This window comes from Acidibrevibacterium fodinaquatile (genome assembly GCF_003352165.1).
GTDB lineage: Bacteria > Pseudomonadota > Alphaproteobacteria > Acetobacterales > Acetobacteraceae > Acidibrevibacterium > Acidibrevibacterium fodinaquatile.
In genome coordinates this window covers 1,667,042-1,684,021 of record NZ_CP029176.1, presented here as the reverse complement: position 1 = coordinate 1,684,021, position 16,980 = coordinate 1,667,042, and the positions used below count along the sequence as shown (strand labels likewise).

20 protein-coding genes, 1 tRNA gene, 1 pseudogene and 1 riboswitch are annotated in these 16,980 nt (G+C 62.9%); of the genes and pseudogenes, 13 read left to right on the top strand and 9 right to left on the bottom strand.

What is annotated here, in order from left to right; translation table 11 throughout:
- The first annotated feature begins 426 nt into the window (after positions 1 to 426).
- From DEF76_RS19285 to DEF76_RS20340, 4 genes and pseudogenes are all read left to right on the top strand, one after another.
- Positions 427 to 1,128, top strand: coding sequence for a hypothetical protein (locus DEF76_RS19285; protein ID WP_162800555.1), 702 nt, complete (start codon positions 427 to 429; stop codon positions 1,126 to 1,128).
- 152 nt (positions 1,129 to 1,280) lie between these two features.
- Entirely contained in the window at positions 1,281 to 1,445 is a 165-nt protein-coding gene (locus DEF76_RS19280; protein ID WP_162800554.1) for a hypothetical protein, read from the top strand.
- Positions 1,442 to 1,807 (top strand): hypothetical protein, encoded by a 366-nt coding sequence (locus DEF76_RS19275; RefSeq protein ID WP_162800553.1) that lies wholly within the window; start codon positions 1,442 to 1,444, stop codon positions 1,805 to 1,807. The genes DEF76_RS19280 and DEF76_RS19275 overlap by 4 nt, the downstream gene beginning before the upstream one ends.
- 168 nt (positions 1,808 to 1,975) lie before the next feature.
- A pseudogene (locus DEF76_RS20340) lies at positions 1,976 to 2,164 on the top strand (helix-turn-helix domain-containing protein); the annotation flags it as partial.
- Between the two features lie 227 nt (positions 2,165 to 2,391).
- Here DEF76_RS20340 and DEF76_RS08120 read toward each other — a convergent pair.
- Both DEF76_RS08120 and DEF76_RS08115 read right to left on the bottom strand, forming a co-directional pair.
- Positions 2,392 to 3,576 (bottom strand): collagen-binding domain-containing protein, encoded by a 1,185-nt coding sequence (locus DEF76_RS08120; RefSeq protein WP_162800552.1) that lies wholly within the window; start codon positions 3,574 to 3,576, stop codon positions 2,392 to 2,394.
- An 81-nt stretch (positions 3,577 to 3,657) separates the two neighbouring features.
- The gene (locus DEF76_RS08115; RefSeq protein WP_162800551.1) at positions 3,658 to 4,344 is read right to left on the bottom strand and encodes a PEP-CTERM sorting domain-containing protein; all 687 of its coding nucleotides are present in this window, start codon (positions 4,342 to 4,344) and stop codon (positions 3,658 to 3,660) included.
- Positions 4,345 to 4,575: 231 nt separating this feature from the next.
- Between DEF76_RS08115 and DEF76_RS08110 the strand changes: the two genes are divergently transcribed.
- From DEF76_RS08110 to hpf, 8 genes are all read left to right on the top strand, one after another.
- Positions 4,576 to 4,662 (top strand) — tRNA-Leu (locus tag DEF76_RS08110).
- Between the two features lie 53 nt (positions 4,663 to 4,715).
- Positions 4,716 to 5,351, top strand: coding sequence for a ribonuclease D (locus tag DEF76_RS08105; RefSeq protein ID WP_338025801.1), 636 nt, complete (start codon positions 4,716 to 4,718; stop codon positions 5,349 to 5,351).
- Between the two features lie 143 nt (positions 5,352 to 5,494).
- Positions 5,495 to 6,490: a KpsF/GutQ family sugar-phosphate isomerase gene (locus tag DEF76_RS08100; RefSeq protein ID WP_114911900.1), complete on the top strand. Its 996-nt coding sequence runs from the start codon at positions 5,495 to 5,497 to the stop codon at positions 6,488 to 6,490.
- Positions 6,491 to 6,514: 24 nt separating this feature from the next.
- Positions 6,515 to 7,210 (top strand): LPS export ABC transporter periplasmic protein LptC, encoded by a 696-nt coding sequence (gene lptC / locus DEF76_RS08095; RefSeq protein WP_114911899.1) that lies wholly within the window; start codon positions 6,515 to 6,517, stop codon positions 7,208 to 7,210.
- Positions 7,197 to 8,384 carry an LptA/OstA family protein gene (locus tag DEF76_RS08090; RefSeq protein WP_162800550.1) on the top strand — a complete coding sequence of 396 codons (1,188 nt, stop codon included), beginning with the start codon at positions 7,197 to 7,199 and terminating at the stop codon, positions 8,382 to 8,384. Before lptC ends, DEF76_RS08090 begins: the two co-directional genes overlap by 14 nt.
- On the top strand, positions 8,381 to 9,130 hold the full coding sequence (lptB, locus tag DEF76_RS08085; protein ID WP_114911898.1) for an LPS export ABC transporter ATP-binding protein: 750 nt from the start codon (positions 8,381 to 8,383) through the stop codon (positions 9,128 to 9,130). The genes DEF76_RS08090 and lptB overlap by 4 nt, the downstream gene beginning before the upstream one ends.
- Positions 9,131 to 9,141: 11 nt before the next feature.
- Positions 9,142 to 10,671 (top strand): RNA polymerase factor sigma-54, encoded by a 1,530-nt coding sequence (rpoN, locus tag DEF76_RS08080; protein ID WP_114911897.1) that lies wholly within the window; start codon positions 9,142 to 9,144, stop codon positions 10,669 to 10,671.
- A gap of 72 nt (positions 10,672 to 10,743) precedes the next feature.
- A complete protein-coding gene (gene hpf, locus DEF76_RS08075) occupies positions 10,744 to 11,337 on the top strand; it encodes a ribosome hibernation-promoting factor, HPF/YfiA family (protein ID WP_114911896.1) in 594 nt (197 codons plus the stop codon).
- A 46-nt stretch (positions 11,338 to 11,383) separates the two neighbouring features.
- Here hpf and DEF76_RS08070 read toward each other — a convergent pair whose 3' ends face one another.
- Positions 11,384 to 11,593: a DUF1192 domain-containing protein gene (locus tag DEF76_RS08070; protein ID WP_162800549.1), complete on the bottom strand. Its 210-nt coding sequence runs from the start codon at positions 11,591 to 11,593 to the stop codon at positions 11,384 to 11,386.
- Between the two features lie 97 nt (positions 11,594 to 11,690).
- Here DEF76_RS08070 and yddG point away from each other — a divergent pair, with 97 nt between their 5' ends.
- Entirely contained in the window at positions 11,691 to 12,569 is an 879-nt protein-coding gene (yddG, locus tag DEF76_RS08065) for an aromatic amino acid exporter YddG (RefSeq protein WP_114913745.1), read from the top strand.
- Here yddG and DEF76_RS08060 read toward each other — a convergent pair.
- The 6 genes from DEF76_RS08060 to DEF76_RS08035 all read right to left on the bottom strand — a co-directional run bounded on the left by DEF76_RS08060 (position 12,535) and on the right by DEF76_RS08035 (position 16,548).
- A complete protein-coding gene (locus DEF76_RS08060; RefSeq protein ID WP_114911894.1) occupies positions 12,535 to 13,170 on the bottom strand; it encodes a flavin reductase family protein in 636 nt (211 codons plus the stop codon). The genes yddG and DEF76_RS08060 overlap by 35 nt on opposite strands.
- Before the next feature lie 33 nt (positions 13,171 to 13,203).
- Entirely contained in the window at positions 13,204 to 13,962 is a 759-nt protein-coding gene (locus DEF76_RS08055) for an ROK family protein (RefSeq protein WP_114911893.1), read from the bottom strand.
- Complete coding sequence (locus DEF76_RS08050) at positions 13,959 to 14,387, bottom strand: hypothetical protein (RefSeq protein ID WP_114911892.1); 429 nt, start codon at positions 14,385 to 14,387, stop codon at positions 13,959 to 13,961. Before DEF76_RS08050 ends, DEF76_RS08055 begins: the two co-directional genes overlap by 4 nt.
- Positions 14,388 to 14,464: 77 nt before the next feature.
- A complete protein-coding gene (gene rnhA / locus DEF76_RS08045) occupies positions 14,465 to 14,926 on the bottom strand; it encodes a ribonuclease HI (RefSeq protein ID WP_114911891.1) in 462 nt (153 codons plus the stop codon).
- Positions 14,916 to 15,875, bottom strand: coding sequence for a homoserine kinase (locus tag DEF76_RS08040; RefSeq protein WP_114911890.1), 960 nt, complete (start codon positions 15,873 to 15,875; stop codon positions 14,916 to 14,918). The genes rnhA and DEF76_RS08040 overlap by 11 nt, the downstream gene beginning before the upstream one ends.
- 280 nt (positions 15,876 to 16,155) lie before the next feature.
- Positions 16,156 to 16,548 (bottom strand): TM2 domain-containing protein, encoded by a 393-nt coding sequence (locus DEF76_RS08035; protein WP_240319143.1) that lies wholly within the window; start codon positions 16,546 to 16,548, stop codon positions 16,156 to 16,158.
- Positions 16,549 to 16,858: 310 nt separating this feature from the next.
- Positions 16,859 to 16,962, top strand: a riboswitch (glycine riboswitch).
- Positions 16,963 to 16,980: the final 18 nt, after the last annotated feature.

The window sequence follows — 16,980 nt, the reverse complement described above, 5'->3', positions numbered from 1 at the left end:
AGTAATATAATAAAATTAATATTTTCAAATTTGTGGTTTTTAATTACTTGGGCTTTTATTATTGGAACTTGTTGGTACGGCTTGCATCGGCCAGATGTAAGTACTCTCAACATAAGGGGGTTTATTTTCGGATCATCATTTATATTTTTTATCATGATATACCCAATTTTTGTAATAAAATTAATTTATTTATTAACTCATGTGTCGGAGTTTTCGCGATGCCGGAATCAATGCTTAAGCATGATCAATGATAAACAGAGAAGGGAAGAAAAATGAGCGGAACGCAAAATGACTATCCTTTTACAATTTGGCATTATACAATTCCTGGAACAGAAATTTCCATTAGCGTTGGCGCGCCTGGCGGCGCGTCATCGACGACCTCCTCGCGCCGCGCCGCGGATATGTCCATGATGGAATGAGGGAAAGATGAGAACGATTGGTCGTCTTGATTCAAAAACATTAGCAAAAACAAATAAAAACGATCTCCTGACCACCCATGCGACGCCACATCCCCGGGAGCGCGGATATTTCTGGGCTGCGGGGCGAGTTTTTGCGGTTTTCGCCGTCCTCGTCACGGGTGCCGGATTCTTGGGAGGGGAAGCAAGTTCGGCGGAACCGCCGCCGGCCCCCGCCAACATGGCGGTTGCGACCTTCTACCCAGTAGTCAATACCAATGTGTCGCATTTGGTTCCGCGGGGTATTCCTGCAGAGCTTGGCGTCAACACGGCCAATGTGTCGCAAGGAGACGAGCCGCCGTCTAGAGGCGGCACGGGATCTGATGAAATTGTAGTCAAGAAGCTTGGCGACCATGTTCTCTATATACCAAAGGGTTATGTTAGTTCGTTTCTTGGATATGGTGGATACGTGCAAATCCAGGCACTTTTACCCTGTTTTTCGCCTGAAACTGATGAAAATACAACGGAATTTCACAAAGCGTCCATGGAAAATATTCTCATCGCGACCTTGAGCATGTGGAATTATCGTGATCTTGTAGGCGAAAATTTACTTGGCATGTATATATACTATTCACTATATGCAATAATGTCTCATCCATCACTTAAAAATGAAAGTATATATGTTGGACGTGTAGATAATACAGATTTATATCAACTAAAGGATTTTTTTTAGGAAACAGTGATATTTTTGTTCGCCCCAAACCATGGCCAATATTCCTTTTTAAATGCAATGGACCTGACGGATCCCCTTTTCCAGCTGCGCTGAACTGCTCCGTACGGGAAAGAATATTCGAGGATCAGACAGACAATCATGATGAAAGAAAAATGAACGGCGATGTTCTTCTTGAATATAATTATAACCGCTCATTTATCGACCATGACATAGGTAATGGAATCAAAATAGACGAGAAACTTCGTAACTTATTAGATTCATTCCTAAAACCACCACAACAAAATGACAAAAAAGAGAGAGGAGATTTATGTAAATGAGCGGTTCAGGAGTTGCTTATAAACCAAGTCAGATTAAAACAATGGGACCTGCCATTGATCAGGCGGAAAGCGATCTTAAATCTCAAAATTATTCAGCAGTTATTTCTGATCTTACGACATATTATTCTACACAAATTTATACACCTGGCACCCAGACAGTTATGCGCGGGTACGTACAATTGGCCTTGGACGTACTTAACAATTCTGGACTTGGCGTGGTCGCCAATCAAGAGGTCGAGGATGCGGTCGGACAGACCAACTACACATCAGCTTTTAAGGCTACTCTTGCCTATGACTTAGCCAAGCAAGATTTTTCGGATATCCACGCGAGTGGTTACCAAGTTCCCACACTAGTGCACTGAGTCATTCATAGGATTCACAACGGCGTGGTGGCGTGCGAATCTTGTTGCATGGCACAGACAGTCCGCGTGATCGTAAGCCCCTCGGACAAAGCGCGCCTGGAAGCGATTGCGTAGGATCGCAGCCGGCCGCAGAAGCATGCCGCGCGTGCCCGCATCGTCCTCGCCTCGATGACGGGCGATCCGGTGCAGCGTGTGGCGGCCCAGCTCGGCGTCAGCCGTCCTATGATATGGCGCTGGCAGCAACGCTTCGCGGAAGCGGGCGTGGACGGTCTGCTGCGCGACAAGACGCGCAAGCCGGGCAAGCCGCCGATCGCCGCCGAGACAGTGGCGCGCGTGGTGGCGCTGACCTGCGCCGACCCGCCGCATCAGGCGACGCACTGGACCGGCCGCGCGATGGCCAAAGCGGCCGGCATCTCGCTCAGTTCGGCGCCTCCTACTGGGCGACGCTGGTCGAGCAGCAGCTCGCCAAGGGCTAATCGAAAGAGCCGCTACCCGAGGCGGCTTACGCCCATGACGCGCGGAAGGAGCTGGCGGCGTTCGACGCGGCCGCTCTCAAACCAGGAAAAGTTTTTTGGTTCTTTTTTTCAAAAAAAGAACCGCTTTCTTCGTGCTATCCTCTCGCGCGCGCGGCGGCGAAGCGCGGCCAGCGCCAAGGCGCCGGTCGCGAGCAGGGCGAGCGCTGGCGGCTCTGGGACGTCTGCTGTCGTCGTCGAGGTGGTCGGGATGCCGCTGAGATCGCCGATCGGCAAAGCGAGGTTGTGGACCTCCCCGCCCTGATCGAGGGACTCGCCGATCACCGCGCCGGTGAGATCGCCGGATGGATTGCTGATCACCGCGTCGGGGGCGAGAATTTGCCCGGCCCAGCCGCCGGCGAAATTCAGCGTCGTGGTATCGACGAAATCCCAGATCACGCTCGCATCACCGGCGAAGGTATTGAGATTGGGGAGTGCCGTGCTCGCGCTTCCGGTGACGACGACGATGACGGCATCGAGCCCATTGGTGTTGATGCCGGCGAAATTCTGATAGCCGGCGAGATCGCTCATCGTCGTGGTGAATAGCCCGTAGGTCTTGCCGCCGAAATTGCCGCTCGCCGGGGTCGCGGTGAACGAGGTCGGGCCGTTCTGGACATAGGGGCCGATGGTCTGTGCCCCGCTCGTGGTCGCAAGGCTCGCGAGCGAGGTGCTGAGATCGGTGAGCGCGGCTTGGAAGGGCAGGGTCGCGCTGAAGGGGAAAACCGCGTTGGCCGGGAGCCCGGTCTTGATCGTGCCGGCGGCGGCGTTTTGCGTTGTCCCGGCGGAGGATGCGGCGGTGTTGATGAAGGTCGGGTTGCTGATCTGGCCGGAATTCTGCCCGACGATATTGACCCCGCCGTTATGTTGCAGCGAGAGATTGCTACCGGAGGCATTCGTGCCCTGGATGAAGGCATCGCCGCTCAACAGCGTCGCACCGCCGGAGACGTTGCCCCAAACATTGAGCGCGCCATAGGTCGCGCCGAGGGCGGTATCGGTGGTGTCGCCGGAGCAGCCGTTGAAGCAGATATTATGGCCGGTGCCGAGGAAATTGCCGCCGACCGCGACGCGGCCCTCGGTCTCGTTATTGGCGTGATAATCGCCGAAGGTGACGACGTTGAAATCGCTGAGCACGGCATCGGCTAGGGAAAGCTCGGCGGCGCTGAGGCCGCCGGCGCGGGCCGGAGACATCGCGGCCGTGCCAAGAAAAACCACCCCGCCCAGGAGCACGGCGGACCGCGAGAGAGAGGGAACGAGCACGACGAACTCCGGGCACGGACTGTGGATCTGATAGCTGACCGGCAGTTATCGAAAAAAATACACAAATTCAAGATAAATAATTTACCGCAGTCGCAGCTTGTGTCGATCAGACCGGCGGCGCTGGCGGCGAAACAGCATCAACATCAGGCCCATGGCCGCGAGCAGGGAAAGAGACGCGGGTTCTGGAATGGCGTTATTGGCGTTGACCGAGGGGTCGGTCCCGGAAGCGCCGGCACCGCTCGGGATCGGGGTTGGATACCAATCGCCGCCGCTGCCGCTGCCACCCTCTCCGAGACCGGGGTATGACGATGCGATGCTCCCGCCATCGCCCGCGCCATGGCCGCTTTCCGATGACCCGTTTCGCGATCCACCGCCGGGCGCGTCGGCGAAGGGGGCGAATGGCATGAACGGGAAAAGGGCGGATGGGAAGCCGCCCGGCGACCAGGAGCCCTGACTGCCACCGTCGCGACCGCCCTCGGCGCTGCGATAACCGCGCCCGTCATCAGCGCCGCCGCCGAAGGGAAGCCCGTTCTGGGGGGCGCCGGTGATCAGGTCCGGGCGGAAAAGATTGCCACGATCAGCGTGATCGTCACCGCAATTCCCCCACCCGGCGCAGGGCTCATAAAGCACGTCATGGGCGACGAGGAGGGAAAGAGTGCCGCCCGCGCCGCCGACGCCGGCGCCGGATTCCTCACCGCGGGCGGGATGCGAATCGCTCTCGATCTGGCGATCATGGTCGCGATCAGCGGGAGACGCCGGCAGGATCATGGAGAGGGATCCCATGGCGTTGGCGAATATGAAGAGCGATAAGAGACGGAATTTTGCGACAGCGGCCATTTCAATAAGAAATTCTCAGAGAAATGGATTAATTTTCGATGAATACCGCAGGCTTCGGGGACGCTGCGGCGGCCTGTCGGGGCTGTTCCGCTTGGTCTTTTCGCCCGCCGCCAGTTGACGCAATCAGGCGCGCGGCGCTACATCGCGGCCCCACCAGAACATGCCCAGGTGGCGGAATTGGTAGACGCGCAGGTTTCAGGTACCTGTGGCCGCAAGGTCGTGGAAGTTCGAGTCTTCTCCTGGGCACCAGAACCCGGATCGCCAAAGTGGAATCGGGGCAAAGCGGGATCGGGGACAGGCTAGTGGCCGAGAGCAAAATCCATTTCCATCGCCATGATCTGCCGGAGGGGGTGGATCTCGGCCCGGTGGTCGCCGTCGATACCGAGACCATGGGGCTTGACCCGCGCCGTGACCGGCTCTGCCTCGTGCAGCTTTCCGCCGGCGACGGCCATGCCCATCTCGTGCAGATCGTGCCGCCGGCGCTCGGTGGTCGCGGCGCCGATTGCCCGCGCCTCAAGGCCCTGCTCGCCGACCCGGCGCGGGTGAAGCTCATGCATTTCGCGCGATTCGATGTCGCGATGCTGTTTCAGGCCCTCGGGGTTACGGTGGCGCCGGTTCGGTGCACGAAAATCGCGGCAAAACTCACCCGCACCTTCACCGACCGGCACGGCCTGCGCGATCTCTGCCGCGAATTGCTCGGGGTCGAGATTTCCAAGGAGCAGCAAACCTCAGATTGGGGCGCGCTGGAACTCTCGCCACAGCAGCTCGCCTATGCCGCTGCCGATGTCTTGCATCTGCACGCGCTCTGGGATCGGCTCGCCGCGCTTCTTGCGCGCGAAGGGCGGGAGGCGCTCGCCGAGGCTTGTTTCGCTTTTCTGCCGGCGCGGGCCCGGCTCGATCTGCTCGGCTATGAGGCGCCGGATATTTTCGCCCATTGAGCCATAAGCCCACCCGGCGGATGAAAATTTATTCGTGAATGCCATTTTATTGGCATGAAATTTGTCTAAAGGCGATTTTGTGCCTATGTCCGGTGAGTGGGCAAGGCGTTGCCTCCCCGGGGTGAGACCGCGAAAGAGCCACTATGTCCGTTATCGTCACCGAGACCGAGAAAGAGGATGCCCTGGAAACCGCGCGCGCCGTGTTGGCGAGCGAGGTGGAGGGGATCGAGGCGTTGGCGGCGGCGCTGGATGACGGTTTCCGGCGGGCTGTGGCGATGCTTGCGGCGGTGTCGGGCCGGGTCGTCGTCACCGGGATGGGGAAATCCGGCCATGTCGGGCGCAAGATCGCGGCGACGCTTGCCTCCACCGGCACGCCCGCGCTGTTCGTCCACCCCGCCGAGGCCTCGCATGGCGATCTCGGCATGATTCTGCCCAATGATGCGGTGCTCGCGCTCTCCAATTCCGGCGAGACTCCGGAACTCGCCGATCTCGTCGGCCATAGCCGCCGCTTTGGCCTGCCGCTGATCGCCATCACGCGGGAACCCGGCTCGGCGCTGGCGCAGCAGGCGGATGTCGTGCTGCTGTTGCCGAAAGTGCCGGAAGCCTGCCCGATGGGCCTCGCGCCGACCACCAGCACCACCATGCAGCTCGCGCTCGGCGACGCGCTGGCGGTCGCCCTCCTCACCCGGCGTGGCTTCACCGCCGCTGATTTCCGCCAGTTCCACCCCGGCGGGAAGCTCGGCGCTCGCCTCAAGCGGGTGCGTGAGCTGATGCATGACGGGGCGGCGCTGCCGCTGGTCGCGCCGGGAACACGGATGAGCGATGCGCTGCTGGTGATGACCGAAAAGCGTTTCGGCTGTCTCGGCGTCGTCGATGATGGGGGTAAACTGATCGGGGTCATCACCGATGGCGATCTCCGCCGCGCCATGGGGCCGGATCTTTTGGCGCGGCCGGCCGGCGAGATCATGACCGCCTCGCCGCGCAGCATCGGCCCCGACGCGCTTGCCGCCGAGGCGCTGCATGTGATGACCGACGCCGCCCGCCCGATCACCGCGCTCTTCGTCGTTCCTGCCAACGCCGGCGGGGCGCCGATCGGCATTCTCCACATCCATGACCTGCTCCGCGCCGGGGTCGCCTGAGCGTGATCGCATGAGCCGGTTTCGATGAGCACGGGCACTCCCCGCGTTCGTGTCGCCAGTGAGGAGACGCGGCTCGCCATCGCCGCCGCCCGCAGCCAGCGCGCGCCGACGCCGGCGCGTATCGCGCGGCGGCGCCTCCTTATCACCTGGTCGAAGCGGCTGTTGCCGGTGCTGGCGCTGATCCTGCTTTCCTCGATCGCGCTTTGGCCGGAGATCGCGCGCCAGACCGCGGCCGGGCGGGCGGCCTTGCGCGGCTGGAGCGCCAGCATCACCGCGAGCGGCCAGATGATCAACGCCCGCTATCATGGCGTCGATGAGAAAAATCGCCCCTACACCCTGACCGCGACCACCGCGACGCAGGTGACGCCCGAGCGTGTCAACCTGACCGACCCCAAGGGCGACGTCTTGATGGAGAGCGGCAACTGGCTGATGTTGAAGGCGCTGCGCGGCGTCTACATGCAGCACGCCAACCAGCTCGATCTCGAGGGCAATGTGACGCTCTATCGCGACGATGGGACCACCCTCCATTCCGCGACCGCATCGCTCGATCTCCGCGCCGGCGCCGGCGCGAGCAACGACATCACCAACGCCGAGGGGCCGTTCGGCACCCTCGATGCCATGGGCTTCGCCCTCGTCGACAAGGGCGCGGTGATCCAGTTCGTCGGCCCGGCCCGTCTGGTTCTCAACAACAACCGCGGTGAGAGCCATGACCAACCCTAGGCGCTGGCGGCGCGCTTGGCTGCTCGGCTTTGCCGCGCTCTGCGTCGCCACTGGCGCGGCGCACGCCCAGCCGATCGACATGTCGCATGGCGGGCCGATCACGGTGACGGCGCGCGACGGCATGGATTGGCGCCAGAACGACCAGGAAGTGGTCGCGCGCGGCGATGCGGTCGCGATTCGCGACAATGTCACCGTCACCGCCGATGTCCTGATCGCGCATTACCGCAAGAAGGCGAGTGCCGCGTCCGCCAACACGACCGCCAACACGACCGCCAGCGGCGCGCAGCCGGTGGCGGCGAAAAATGCCGGCCCGGCCAGCCCGCCACCCGCCACTCCGCCATCCGCGGGCGCCAAACCGGCGGCATCGGGCGCGGCGCCGGCGCCGGGGGCTACCAATCCCGATGACAGCGGCGGCAATGAGATCTATCGCCTGGAAGCGGTTGGCCATGTGCATATCTTTACCGCGACCGATCAGGCTTGGGGTGACAAGGCGGTTTATGACATGGACCAGGCGGTGCTGATCCTGACCGGGCACGCCCTCAAGCTCACCACGCCGCAGGATGTCGTGACGTCGCGCGACAGCATGGAATATTACTCACAGACCCGCATCTCGATCGCCCGCGGCAACGCCGTCGTCGTCACCAGCGACGGGCGGCGGATCGCCGCCGACACGCTCGTCTCTTATTCCGCGCCACCCGATCAGCCGCCGGCCGCGGGCGCTGCCGCCGCGCCGAAACCGCCACCGCCAAAACCCGGCCAGCAGCAAGACGAGCTGCAAGCCGCCTCCGGCAAGCTCAAGCGGGTTGAGGCCTATGGCAATGTCGATCTCCGCACCGCGACCGAAATCGTCTATGGTGATCGCGGCGTCTATGTGCCCGATACCGGCAAGGCCCGTGTTATCGGCAATGTGCGGGTGACGCGCGGGGATAATCAGCTCAATGGCGTGGCGGCCGACGTCGATATGAAAACCGGGGTGTCCACGATGCTTTCCAGCACCGATCAGCGCGTCCACGGTCTGATCATGCCCAATCAGAACGAAAACGGCGCCGCCAAAACCGCTGCTGGCAAGAAGGCGGGCGACAAGAATGCCGCCGGCAAGGAGGGTGACAAGGCGCCGACGTCGGGCGCCGCCACGACATCGGCAACCGCCCCGGCGAAGGCGACGACGCCATGACCGAGCTGCGTGTGGTGCAGGGGCAGCTCGGTCTCACCGCGAGCGGCCTCGGCAAAACCTACAAAAAGCGCCCGGTGGTCAGGAATGTCTCGATCTCTGTCCGGCGTGGCGAAGCGGTCGGCCTGCTTGGGCCCAACGGCGCGGGCAAGACGACGACGTTCTATATGATCGTCGGCCTGGTCCAGCCCGATACCGGCGCCATCCGGCTCGATGGCAACGAGATCACCGGATTGCCGATGTATCGCCGGGCGCGCCTTGGCATCGGCTATCTGCCGCAGGAAGCGAGCATTTTCCGTGGCCTCAATGTCGAGCAGAACATCATGTCGGCGCTCGAGGTGGTCGAGCCGCTCAAGGACCGGCGCGACCAAATGCTCGACGAATTGCTCGCCGAGTTCGGCATCGGCCATCTCCGCCGCACCCCCTCGCTCGCGCTTTCGGGCGGCGAGCGGCGCCGGCTCGAAATCGCCCGCGCGCTCGCAACCCAGCCGAGCTACATCCTGCTCGATGAGCCACTGGCCGGCATCGATCCCATCGCGGTCGGTGAAATCCGTGATCTCGTCTCGCATCTCAAGGACCGCGGCATCGGCGTCTTGATCACCGATCACAATGTCCGCGAAACGCTAGAGGTGATCGACCGCGCCTATATCATGCATGACGGGCAGGTGTTGATGGAAGGCCAGCCGCAGGAGGTGGTGGCGCATGAGGATGTGCGGCGCGTATACCTCGGCGAAAGGTTTAGCCTCTAGGATCCGGGCGCATGGGGATCGGCCCGCGTCTCGATCTGCGACAATCGCAATCGCTGGTGATGACGCCGCAATTGCGGCAGGCGATCAAGCTTTTGCAATTTTCCAATCTCGAAGTGAACGCCTTCGTTGCCGAGGAGCTGGAGCGCAATCCGCTACTCGAGCGCGCGGAAGGTGGCGAGGCATTGCTTGGCGAGCGGCCGGCGCCGGATCAGGTGGTCTCGCCCGGGGGCCATGACGGCGCCGATGTCGCGCATCTCGCCGAGGCGATCAACGCAACCGGCACCCTCCCGAGCGAGGCGGCGGCGCCGCTCGATGCCGAGGCGGCGGAATGGTTCGATCGCGGCGGCCCAGCCGATGGCTATGGCGACACCTATCGCGGCATCGGGGCGGCTTCGCGGGGGGGCGCGCTCGATTTTTCGGAGGACGAGCGCGGCATCGAGAGCCTCGCCGCCGGGCCACGCAGCCTACGCGAGCATCTCGGCGAGCAATTGCGGCTTTCTTTCCATGATCCCGCCGAGCGGCTGATCGGCGCCCATCTGATTGCGCTTCTCGATCCCGCCGGGCGGCTTTCGCTGCCGCCGCCGGCGATCGCCGCGGCCCTCGGGATCGCGCTCGAGCGGCTCGAGAATGTTCGCGCGCGCATGCAGCGCTTTGACCCGACGGGGTTATTCTCGGTCTCGCTCGCCGAATGCCTCGCCGTGCAACTGGCCGAGCGCAACCGGCTCGATCCGGCGATGGCGGCGCTGCTCGACAATCTCGAATTGCTGGCGCGGCGCGATCTGCGGCGGCTGATGGAGATTTGCGGCGTGGATTCCGAGGATCTTGCCGACATGATCGCCGAGATCCGCGCGCTCGATCCCAAACCCGGCGCCGGCTTCGATGAGGCGCCGGCGACGCCGATCCTGCCCGACATCCTGATGCGGCCGGCACCGGATGGCAGTTGGCTGCTCGAACTCAACCCCGACACCATGCCGCGGGTTCTGGTCAATCAGGGGCTGCACGCGCGGATCATCGCCCATACCAAGCGCGGCGAGGAGGCGCGCGGCTTTCTCGCCGAAAAACTGCAGACCGCGAACTGGCTGGTCAAATCCCTCCACCAACGCGCCCAGACCATCCTCAAGGTCGCGGCCGAGATCGTGCGCCAGCAGGATGGCTTCTTCCGCCACGGCATTACCCATCTCCGGCCGCTCATTCTGCGCGATATCGCGACCGCCGTCGAACTGCACGAGAGCACGGTGAGCCGCGTCACCGCCAATAAATACATCGCAACCCCGCGCGGGACGTTCGAACTGAAATATTTTTTCACGACGGCGATCGCCGGCACCACCGGCGAAAGCCACAGCGCCGAGGCGATCCGCCACCGCATCCGGGCGCTGATCGATGCCGAGGCGCCGGGGGCCGTTCTCTCCGACGACGCGCTGGTGGCGGCGTTACGCAGCGAAGGCGTGGACATTGCCCGCCGAACCGTGGCCAAATACCGCGAAGCGCTGAAAATCCCAGGTTCCGTGCAGCGCCGGCGCGAGAAAGCGGAGTTGGTATAGGTAAAATTTCGGATATCGCCGGCGCAATCTCATTATATCCTGGGGCAATAACCTGGTGAAAGGGTGAAAGCGATGGAGATCACGGTTTCGGGCAAGCAGGTCGAGTTGTCGGATGCGTTGCGTCTGCGGGTATCGGAGCAGCTCGGCACCATCGTCGGGAAATATTTCGACCGGGCGCTCGAGGCGCATGTGACGTTCGGCCGGGCGCGGAGCTTCTTCACCTGTGATATCAATCTTCATGCCGGACGCGGCCTGCTCTTGCGCGCCGAGGGCGAAGCGGCGGACGCGCATGCCGCCTTCGACGATGCCGCCGAGCACATCGCCAAGCGGCTGCGCCGCTATCGCCGGCGGGTCAACGAACACGCCCGCGATCTCGCCAATCGCGCCCGCCCGGAAGCGGCGCGGCGCTATGTGCTGCGCGAGGAAGAGGAGATGGAGGGCAATGGCGAGGCCAGCGATGCCGTGAGCGGCGCCTATGCGACGGTGATCGCCGAGACGCCGGCGGAAATCAACCTGCTCTCGGTCGGCGAGGCGGTCATGCGCATGGATCTCGAGGATCAGCCGGTCTTGATGTTCCGCAACAGCGCCAGCGGCGAACTCAACGTCGTCTATCGCCGCGAGGATGGCCATGTCGGCTGGATCGACCCGACCGCAGCGCCGCGATAGAAAAAGGAAAAAAGGTTCTTTTTTGAAAAAAAGAACCAAAAAACTTTTATTCCGTTGGGCGGTGCCCTCTCGTCCGGAACAACCCCTCGACGGCGTCACGATGGCGTTCCTTGCGGCTGATTTCGGCCTCAGTGCGGGCGATTTCCCCCTGGAGTTCGGCGATATAGGCACGCAGTTCGGCGATTCCGAGGGAATCGAGAGAAAGGGGGGCGAGCCGCTGGCGCGGCGGCTTGGGCAGGTCTTCGTCATCGAGCATGGCGGGTTTCCTCCGGTCGCGGTAGCGTCTCGCGAGTCCCATAGGCGTTGTTAGGAGCGTCCAGCATGGCGATCAAGTGCGGCTCTGTGGGTTGCCGGTGAGCCGGGCGACGGCAACCGGCGGCCTCGCCATCCTGCTGTGGTCGAGCCTCGCCGCGCTCGCGGTGGTAACGCGGCGCCTGCCGCCGTTCGAGACGCTGGCGCTCAGCTTCGCCATCGCGTTTGCGGCAGGCTTAGTCATGCTGGCCGCGCGCCGGCGGCTCGCGCGATTGCGCCAGGACTGGCGGGCCTGGGCGCTCGGATTCGCCGGGATTTTTGCCTATCACGCGTTCTATTTCATCGCCCTCGATCAAGCGCCGGCGGCGGAGGCGAGCCTGATCAACTATCTCTGGCCGCTGCTCATCGTGCTGTTTTCCGCCCTCCTGCCCGGCGAGAGGCTGCGGGCGCGGCATGTCGCGGGGGCGACGATCGGGCTTACCGGGACGGCGCTGATCGTTCTCGCAGGCGTGGGAGCGGCCGGGCGCGGCAGTGCGCTTGGCTATGCCTGCGCGTTTGCCGCGGCGCTCACCTGGGCGGCGTATTCGGTTGCCAATCGCCGCCTGCGCGCCGTGCCGAGTGATCTCATCGCCGGGGTCAGCGGTCTGGTCGCACTCGCCGCGGCGCTGGTGCATCTCGCCGTCGAGCCCAGCATCGCGCCGCGCGGGGGCGAATGGATGGCGCTTCTCGGGCTCGGGCTCGGCCCGGTCGGGCTCGCGTTTTTCTTTTGGGATCACGCGACCAAGCACGGTGACCTCGCGGCGCTGGGGACGCTGTCTTACGCGACACCGCTGCTGTCGACCGGGCTTTTGATCGTCTGCGGCGAGGCGCGGGCCGGCGCGGCGCTGGTGCTGGCCGCCGCCCTCATCGTCGGTGGCGCCGCGGTTTCGGTCGGCCTGCCGCGCTTCATCCCCCCCGCCGCGTCCAATCCGTCTCGTTGATGCGCGGCATTTCGAAGCGATCGCTGGTGCGGGCGTACCAGCCACGGCCATGCATGCGGCCGATGAGGTCGAGCTTCGGGGTATCGATGTAGCATTTCTGCGCATCGAGCACGGCGTCGTCGCGGATATGCATCGCGAGCACCCGGCCGAGGACGAGCGCGCGCTCATGGCCGATCTCGAGGGTGGTGAAGCGTTCGCACTCGAGCGCGACCGGGCTTTCCTTGATGCGTGGCGGCTTGACCTTGACCGAAGGCAGCGTCGTCAGCCCGGCCTCGGTCAGCTCGTCGACCTCGCGGCCGAACTCGATCGCGGTGATGTTCATCTGCTCGGCGTTCTCGGCGGCGACGAGGTTGACCACGAATTCGCCGCTGGTGCGGATGTTGTTGCCAGTATCCTTGATGTTGCCGGTGCCGCGGCCGCCGATGCCGATGCAGACCACCGGGGGATCGCCGGAAAAGGCGTTGAAGAACGAATAGGGCGCGGCGTTGCGCCGACCTTCGGGATCGAGCGTCACGACCCAGGCGATCGGGCGCGGGACGATGGTCGAGACCAGCAGCTTGTAGCGGTTATTGGCGTCGAGGGTGGCGAAATCGAACAGCATGGGGGCGTGATCTTTCCTCGGATGTCGTGTGGGTCAGGCGGGGTCGCGCCAGAGGGCGATGCCGCCAGTGATGCCGGCCTCGTTGGCGACGATGGTGACGTTGGCGGGCAGATCGCCCTTGATATGAACGGCGTTGCCGCCGCCGATATAAAGCCGGTCAAACAGCACCACGCGGGCGAGAATCTCGATCGCCACGCGCACCCGCTTGTTCCAGCGCTTGACGCCGACGGCCTCGAACGCCTCCTTGCCGAGAAACATGTCGTAGGTCAGCTTCTTATGCACCGGGTGCTGCGACAGCTCGATATGCGGCGAGACCTTGCCGTTGAAGAAAATCCCGATCCCGGCGCCGGTGCCGAGCGTCAGGATCATTTCCATGCCGGCGCCGCTGATCACCCCGAGCCCTTGCACCTCGGCATCGTTCAAGACCCGCGCGGGTCGGTCGAAGCGTTTGGCGAGCTCGGCCTCGAGCGGGAATCCGGCCCAGGCTTCGGTGCCGAGATTGGGGGCGGTCAACACCCTGCCGCCGCGCACGGCGCCGGGGAAGCCGGCCGAGATGCGATGAAAAGCGGGAAGGGTTCGTACCATGTCGGCGACGGACGCGAGCAAAACGGGCGGTGGGCATGGCTGTGGTGTCGGGACATGGCGGCGCGGCGCCACCATCTCACCGCGATGGTCGAGCACCGAAGCCTTGAGCCCGGTGCCGCCAATATCGATGGCGAGCGTGAATGGCCCGCCGGCCGCCCCTGATCCCGCGGACCCGGGTTCGGCTTCGGCCTTACCCGCCGGGCTCATGAATGGTTCCAGACATAGCTCAGGCGATAGCGCGTCTGGCAGGCGCCGGAGGAGACCAGCAGAGTGAGTTGATTCTGCGCCGCCCTTCCTTCGATCCGGGTACCCTCGACGGTTTGATGCAGCGTGCCGTCGGCAGCGACGGGAACGGTGAAGATCACCCCCGGGCGATAGGGGAGGGTGAGCGTCGCATCGCCGATTTCGGCAACGCCATAGCCACTCTTCGGACAATCGGCGGCATTGGCGCCGACCGCTCGGACCTTACCCTGGTAGCTGCCGTCAAAAAGGCTCACCGCACTCGGCTGATGTGGCGCCGGCGGCAGGTTAGGGCCGCCGAACGGGATCGTGCAAGCGCCGAGCGCAAACACGGCGGCCAGCGCGCCGGCGCGGCGGCAAAGCAGCGACATCAGGGAATCACCCGAGAGCATGGACGGCCTCCGCCAGAGACAAAAGAGGCGACAAACATAGACGGAGGAAAGATTGCCCGCCAACCCATCCCCAAGACCTAACCGCCGTCCCCGGCGATAAGCCGCTCGCGCGCCGCGGTCGCGAGCTGATCGGCGCGTTCGTTCAGCGCATGCCCGGCATGCCCACGCACCCAATGCCAAGCGATCTCGTGGCGGGCGGCCGCATCAAGCACCCGCCGCCAGAGATCCATATTGGCCACCGGATCGCCGGCCGCGTTGCGCCAGTTGCGCCGCACCCAGCCCTCTTTCCAGCGGGTGATGCCGTTTTTCAGGTATTCGCTGTCGGTATAGAGGGCAACCCGGCAGGGGCGAGACAACGCCTCGAGCGCCGCCGCCGCCGCGGTCAATTCCATGCGGTTGTTCGTGGTCGCGGCTTCGGCGCCGGAAAGCACCCGCTCATGCGCGCCAAAGCGCAAAATCGCCGCCCAGCCGCCCGGCCCGGGATTGGGCTTGCAGCCGCCATCGGTCCAGATCTCGACGGTCTTCGGCTCAGAGTCCATAGGCGCTGGCGTCTTTCGCTGCGAGGTGAAAACGGAGACGACGGACGTAATCGAGCGGGTCCTTGCGCGTCACCAGCGCGCCCGCCGGGGTGTTGATCCAGTCATAAAGCCGAGTGAGGGCGAAGCGGAGCGCCGCCCCCTGGCACAAAACCGGCAAAGCCGCGATCTCGGCCTCAGCAAGCGGCCGCACCGCGCCATAGGCGGCGAGCAATGCCCGCGCCTTGGTGACGTTGAAACTGTAATCGGTCTCGAAACACCAGGCATTGAGGCAAACCGCGAGGTCATAGGCGAGAAGGTCGGTCGCGGCGAAGTAGAAATCGATCAGGCCGGAGATGCGGCGGTCGAGAAAAAAGACATTATCGGGGAAAAGATCGGCGTGGATGTGCCCGGAAGGCAGCCGCTCCGGCCAGGCGGCGAGAATGGACGCGAGTGCCCCTTCCAGCTCGGCGCGCAAGCCGGGACGGACGCCATCGGCGTCATCAGCGGCACGCGCGAGAAGTGCGGCCCAGCTCGCCGGGCCGAGGGCATTGGCGCGGCGCGGCGCATAGTCTTCGCCGGCGAGATGCAGCCGCGCCAGCGCCGCCCCGAGCGGGCCGCAATGGGCGATATCGACCCGGCGCGGCCAGACCCCGGGGAGAAACGTGGTGATCGCCGCCGGCCGGCCACAAAGTTCGCGCAAGGCGACTCCGTCCCGCCCATGGACCGGCAGCGGACAGGGGATTCCGTGCCCGGCGAGATGCGCCATGAGGCCGAGAAACCACGGCAGATCGCCCCGCTCGACGCGTTTTTCATAAAGGGTGAGGATGAAATCGCCGGCCTCGGTGCGGAGCGCGTAATTGCTGTTCTCCACCCCCTCGGCGATGCCACGAAACGCGACCAGCCCGCCGATCGCGTAGTCCGCGAGAAACGCGACCAATGCTTCGTCGGAAACCTCGGTGTAGACTGCCATCAGCGGTGCGATCTCTCTCTCGTGGTTGTCCCGTGATCATTGGGCACGGTATGGGGCTTTGTGCCGACATAAGAGAGGACACAGCAAGATGCACCAACTCAGAATCTTAGCTCACTCTGACCCGCATTATGCGCGAGCAGCGAAGGGTCTTTAGCAATACGTTGAAATAGCTCACTTTTGGCGTTAGGCGCCATTTCCCGCGTAGGCAACGCAACGATTAATGAACCAGATGTATCGCCTGCGCTTTCGGCGATCCGATCCCGGCCGCGCATAACCCGCTTTAATTGCTGATTTCCGCGATCAAACGATTATTATATTCCCGAGTCATCCCAGGGATGAGAAAAGCATCAAATAAATGCCATAGCACGAGGATGGCCATTCCAAGCACGCCAACCACTAGGCCTACCATTCCGGTTCCAACCACTCCGGCTGCAGCCATTCCGGCCGCAGCCATTCCAATGCTCCCTATTCCACCGAAAATCAGAAAGAAAATAGAAAGAAAAAAAAATATTAACATCACAACGCCAGAGCCAACATGATTTAAATAAAATCGGTGCGCCCCCAAATAACCCACAAAAAACCAAAGTAAATAAGCTACAACCGCAGAGCGTTTGTTAGCGTCGTAACGCATCAAGGTTTTTGTATCGCTATTATGTATTTTTGATTCTTGCACGTATATTCCCCTATTTTATTTTTCTTTTTCGTTTGTTTTGAAATATATCATTAAAATCCGATGCGGTCAATAAATATTCAACTTGGTCTGATAAGAGAGCAGTGCCTCGCGTGAAGCCTGGGGCGGCGTTTGTGATAGCGAAATTCGATTTGCCGATTGCTCTTTGCCGAGCCATCGGCCATGGTGGCGCCGTCCGCGCCACCCGCGCGGGAGAGAGTGGGGCCGGCCGCCAACCTGTTCGCGCGCCGGGCCTCGCCGCCGAAGGCGCAACCGGCCCCCGGAAACGCTCAGGCAAAAGGGCCGCGCGGGAATTCGGATCTCTGGAAAGCCGGCGGGATCTCGCCCGCCGCACCGACGGGGTAAGGCCGCCCGCACGCGGCCCAATCTCTCAGGTTCCGCGACAGAGGGGGGTCGAAATGCCGGCAGCGCGTC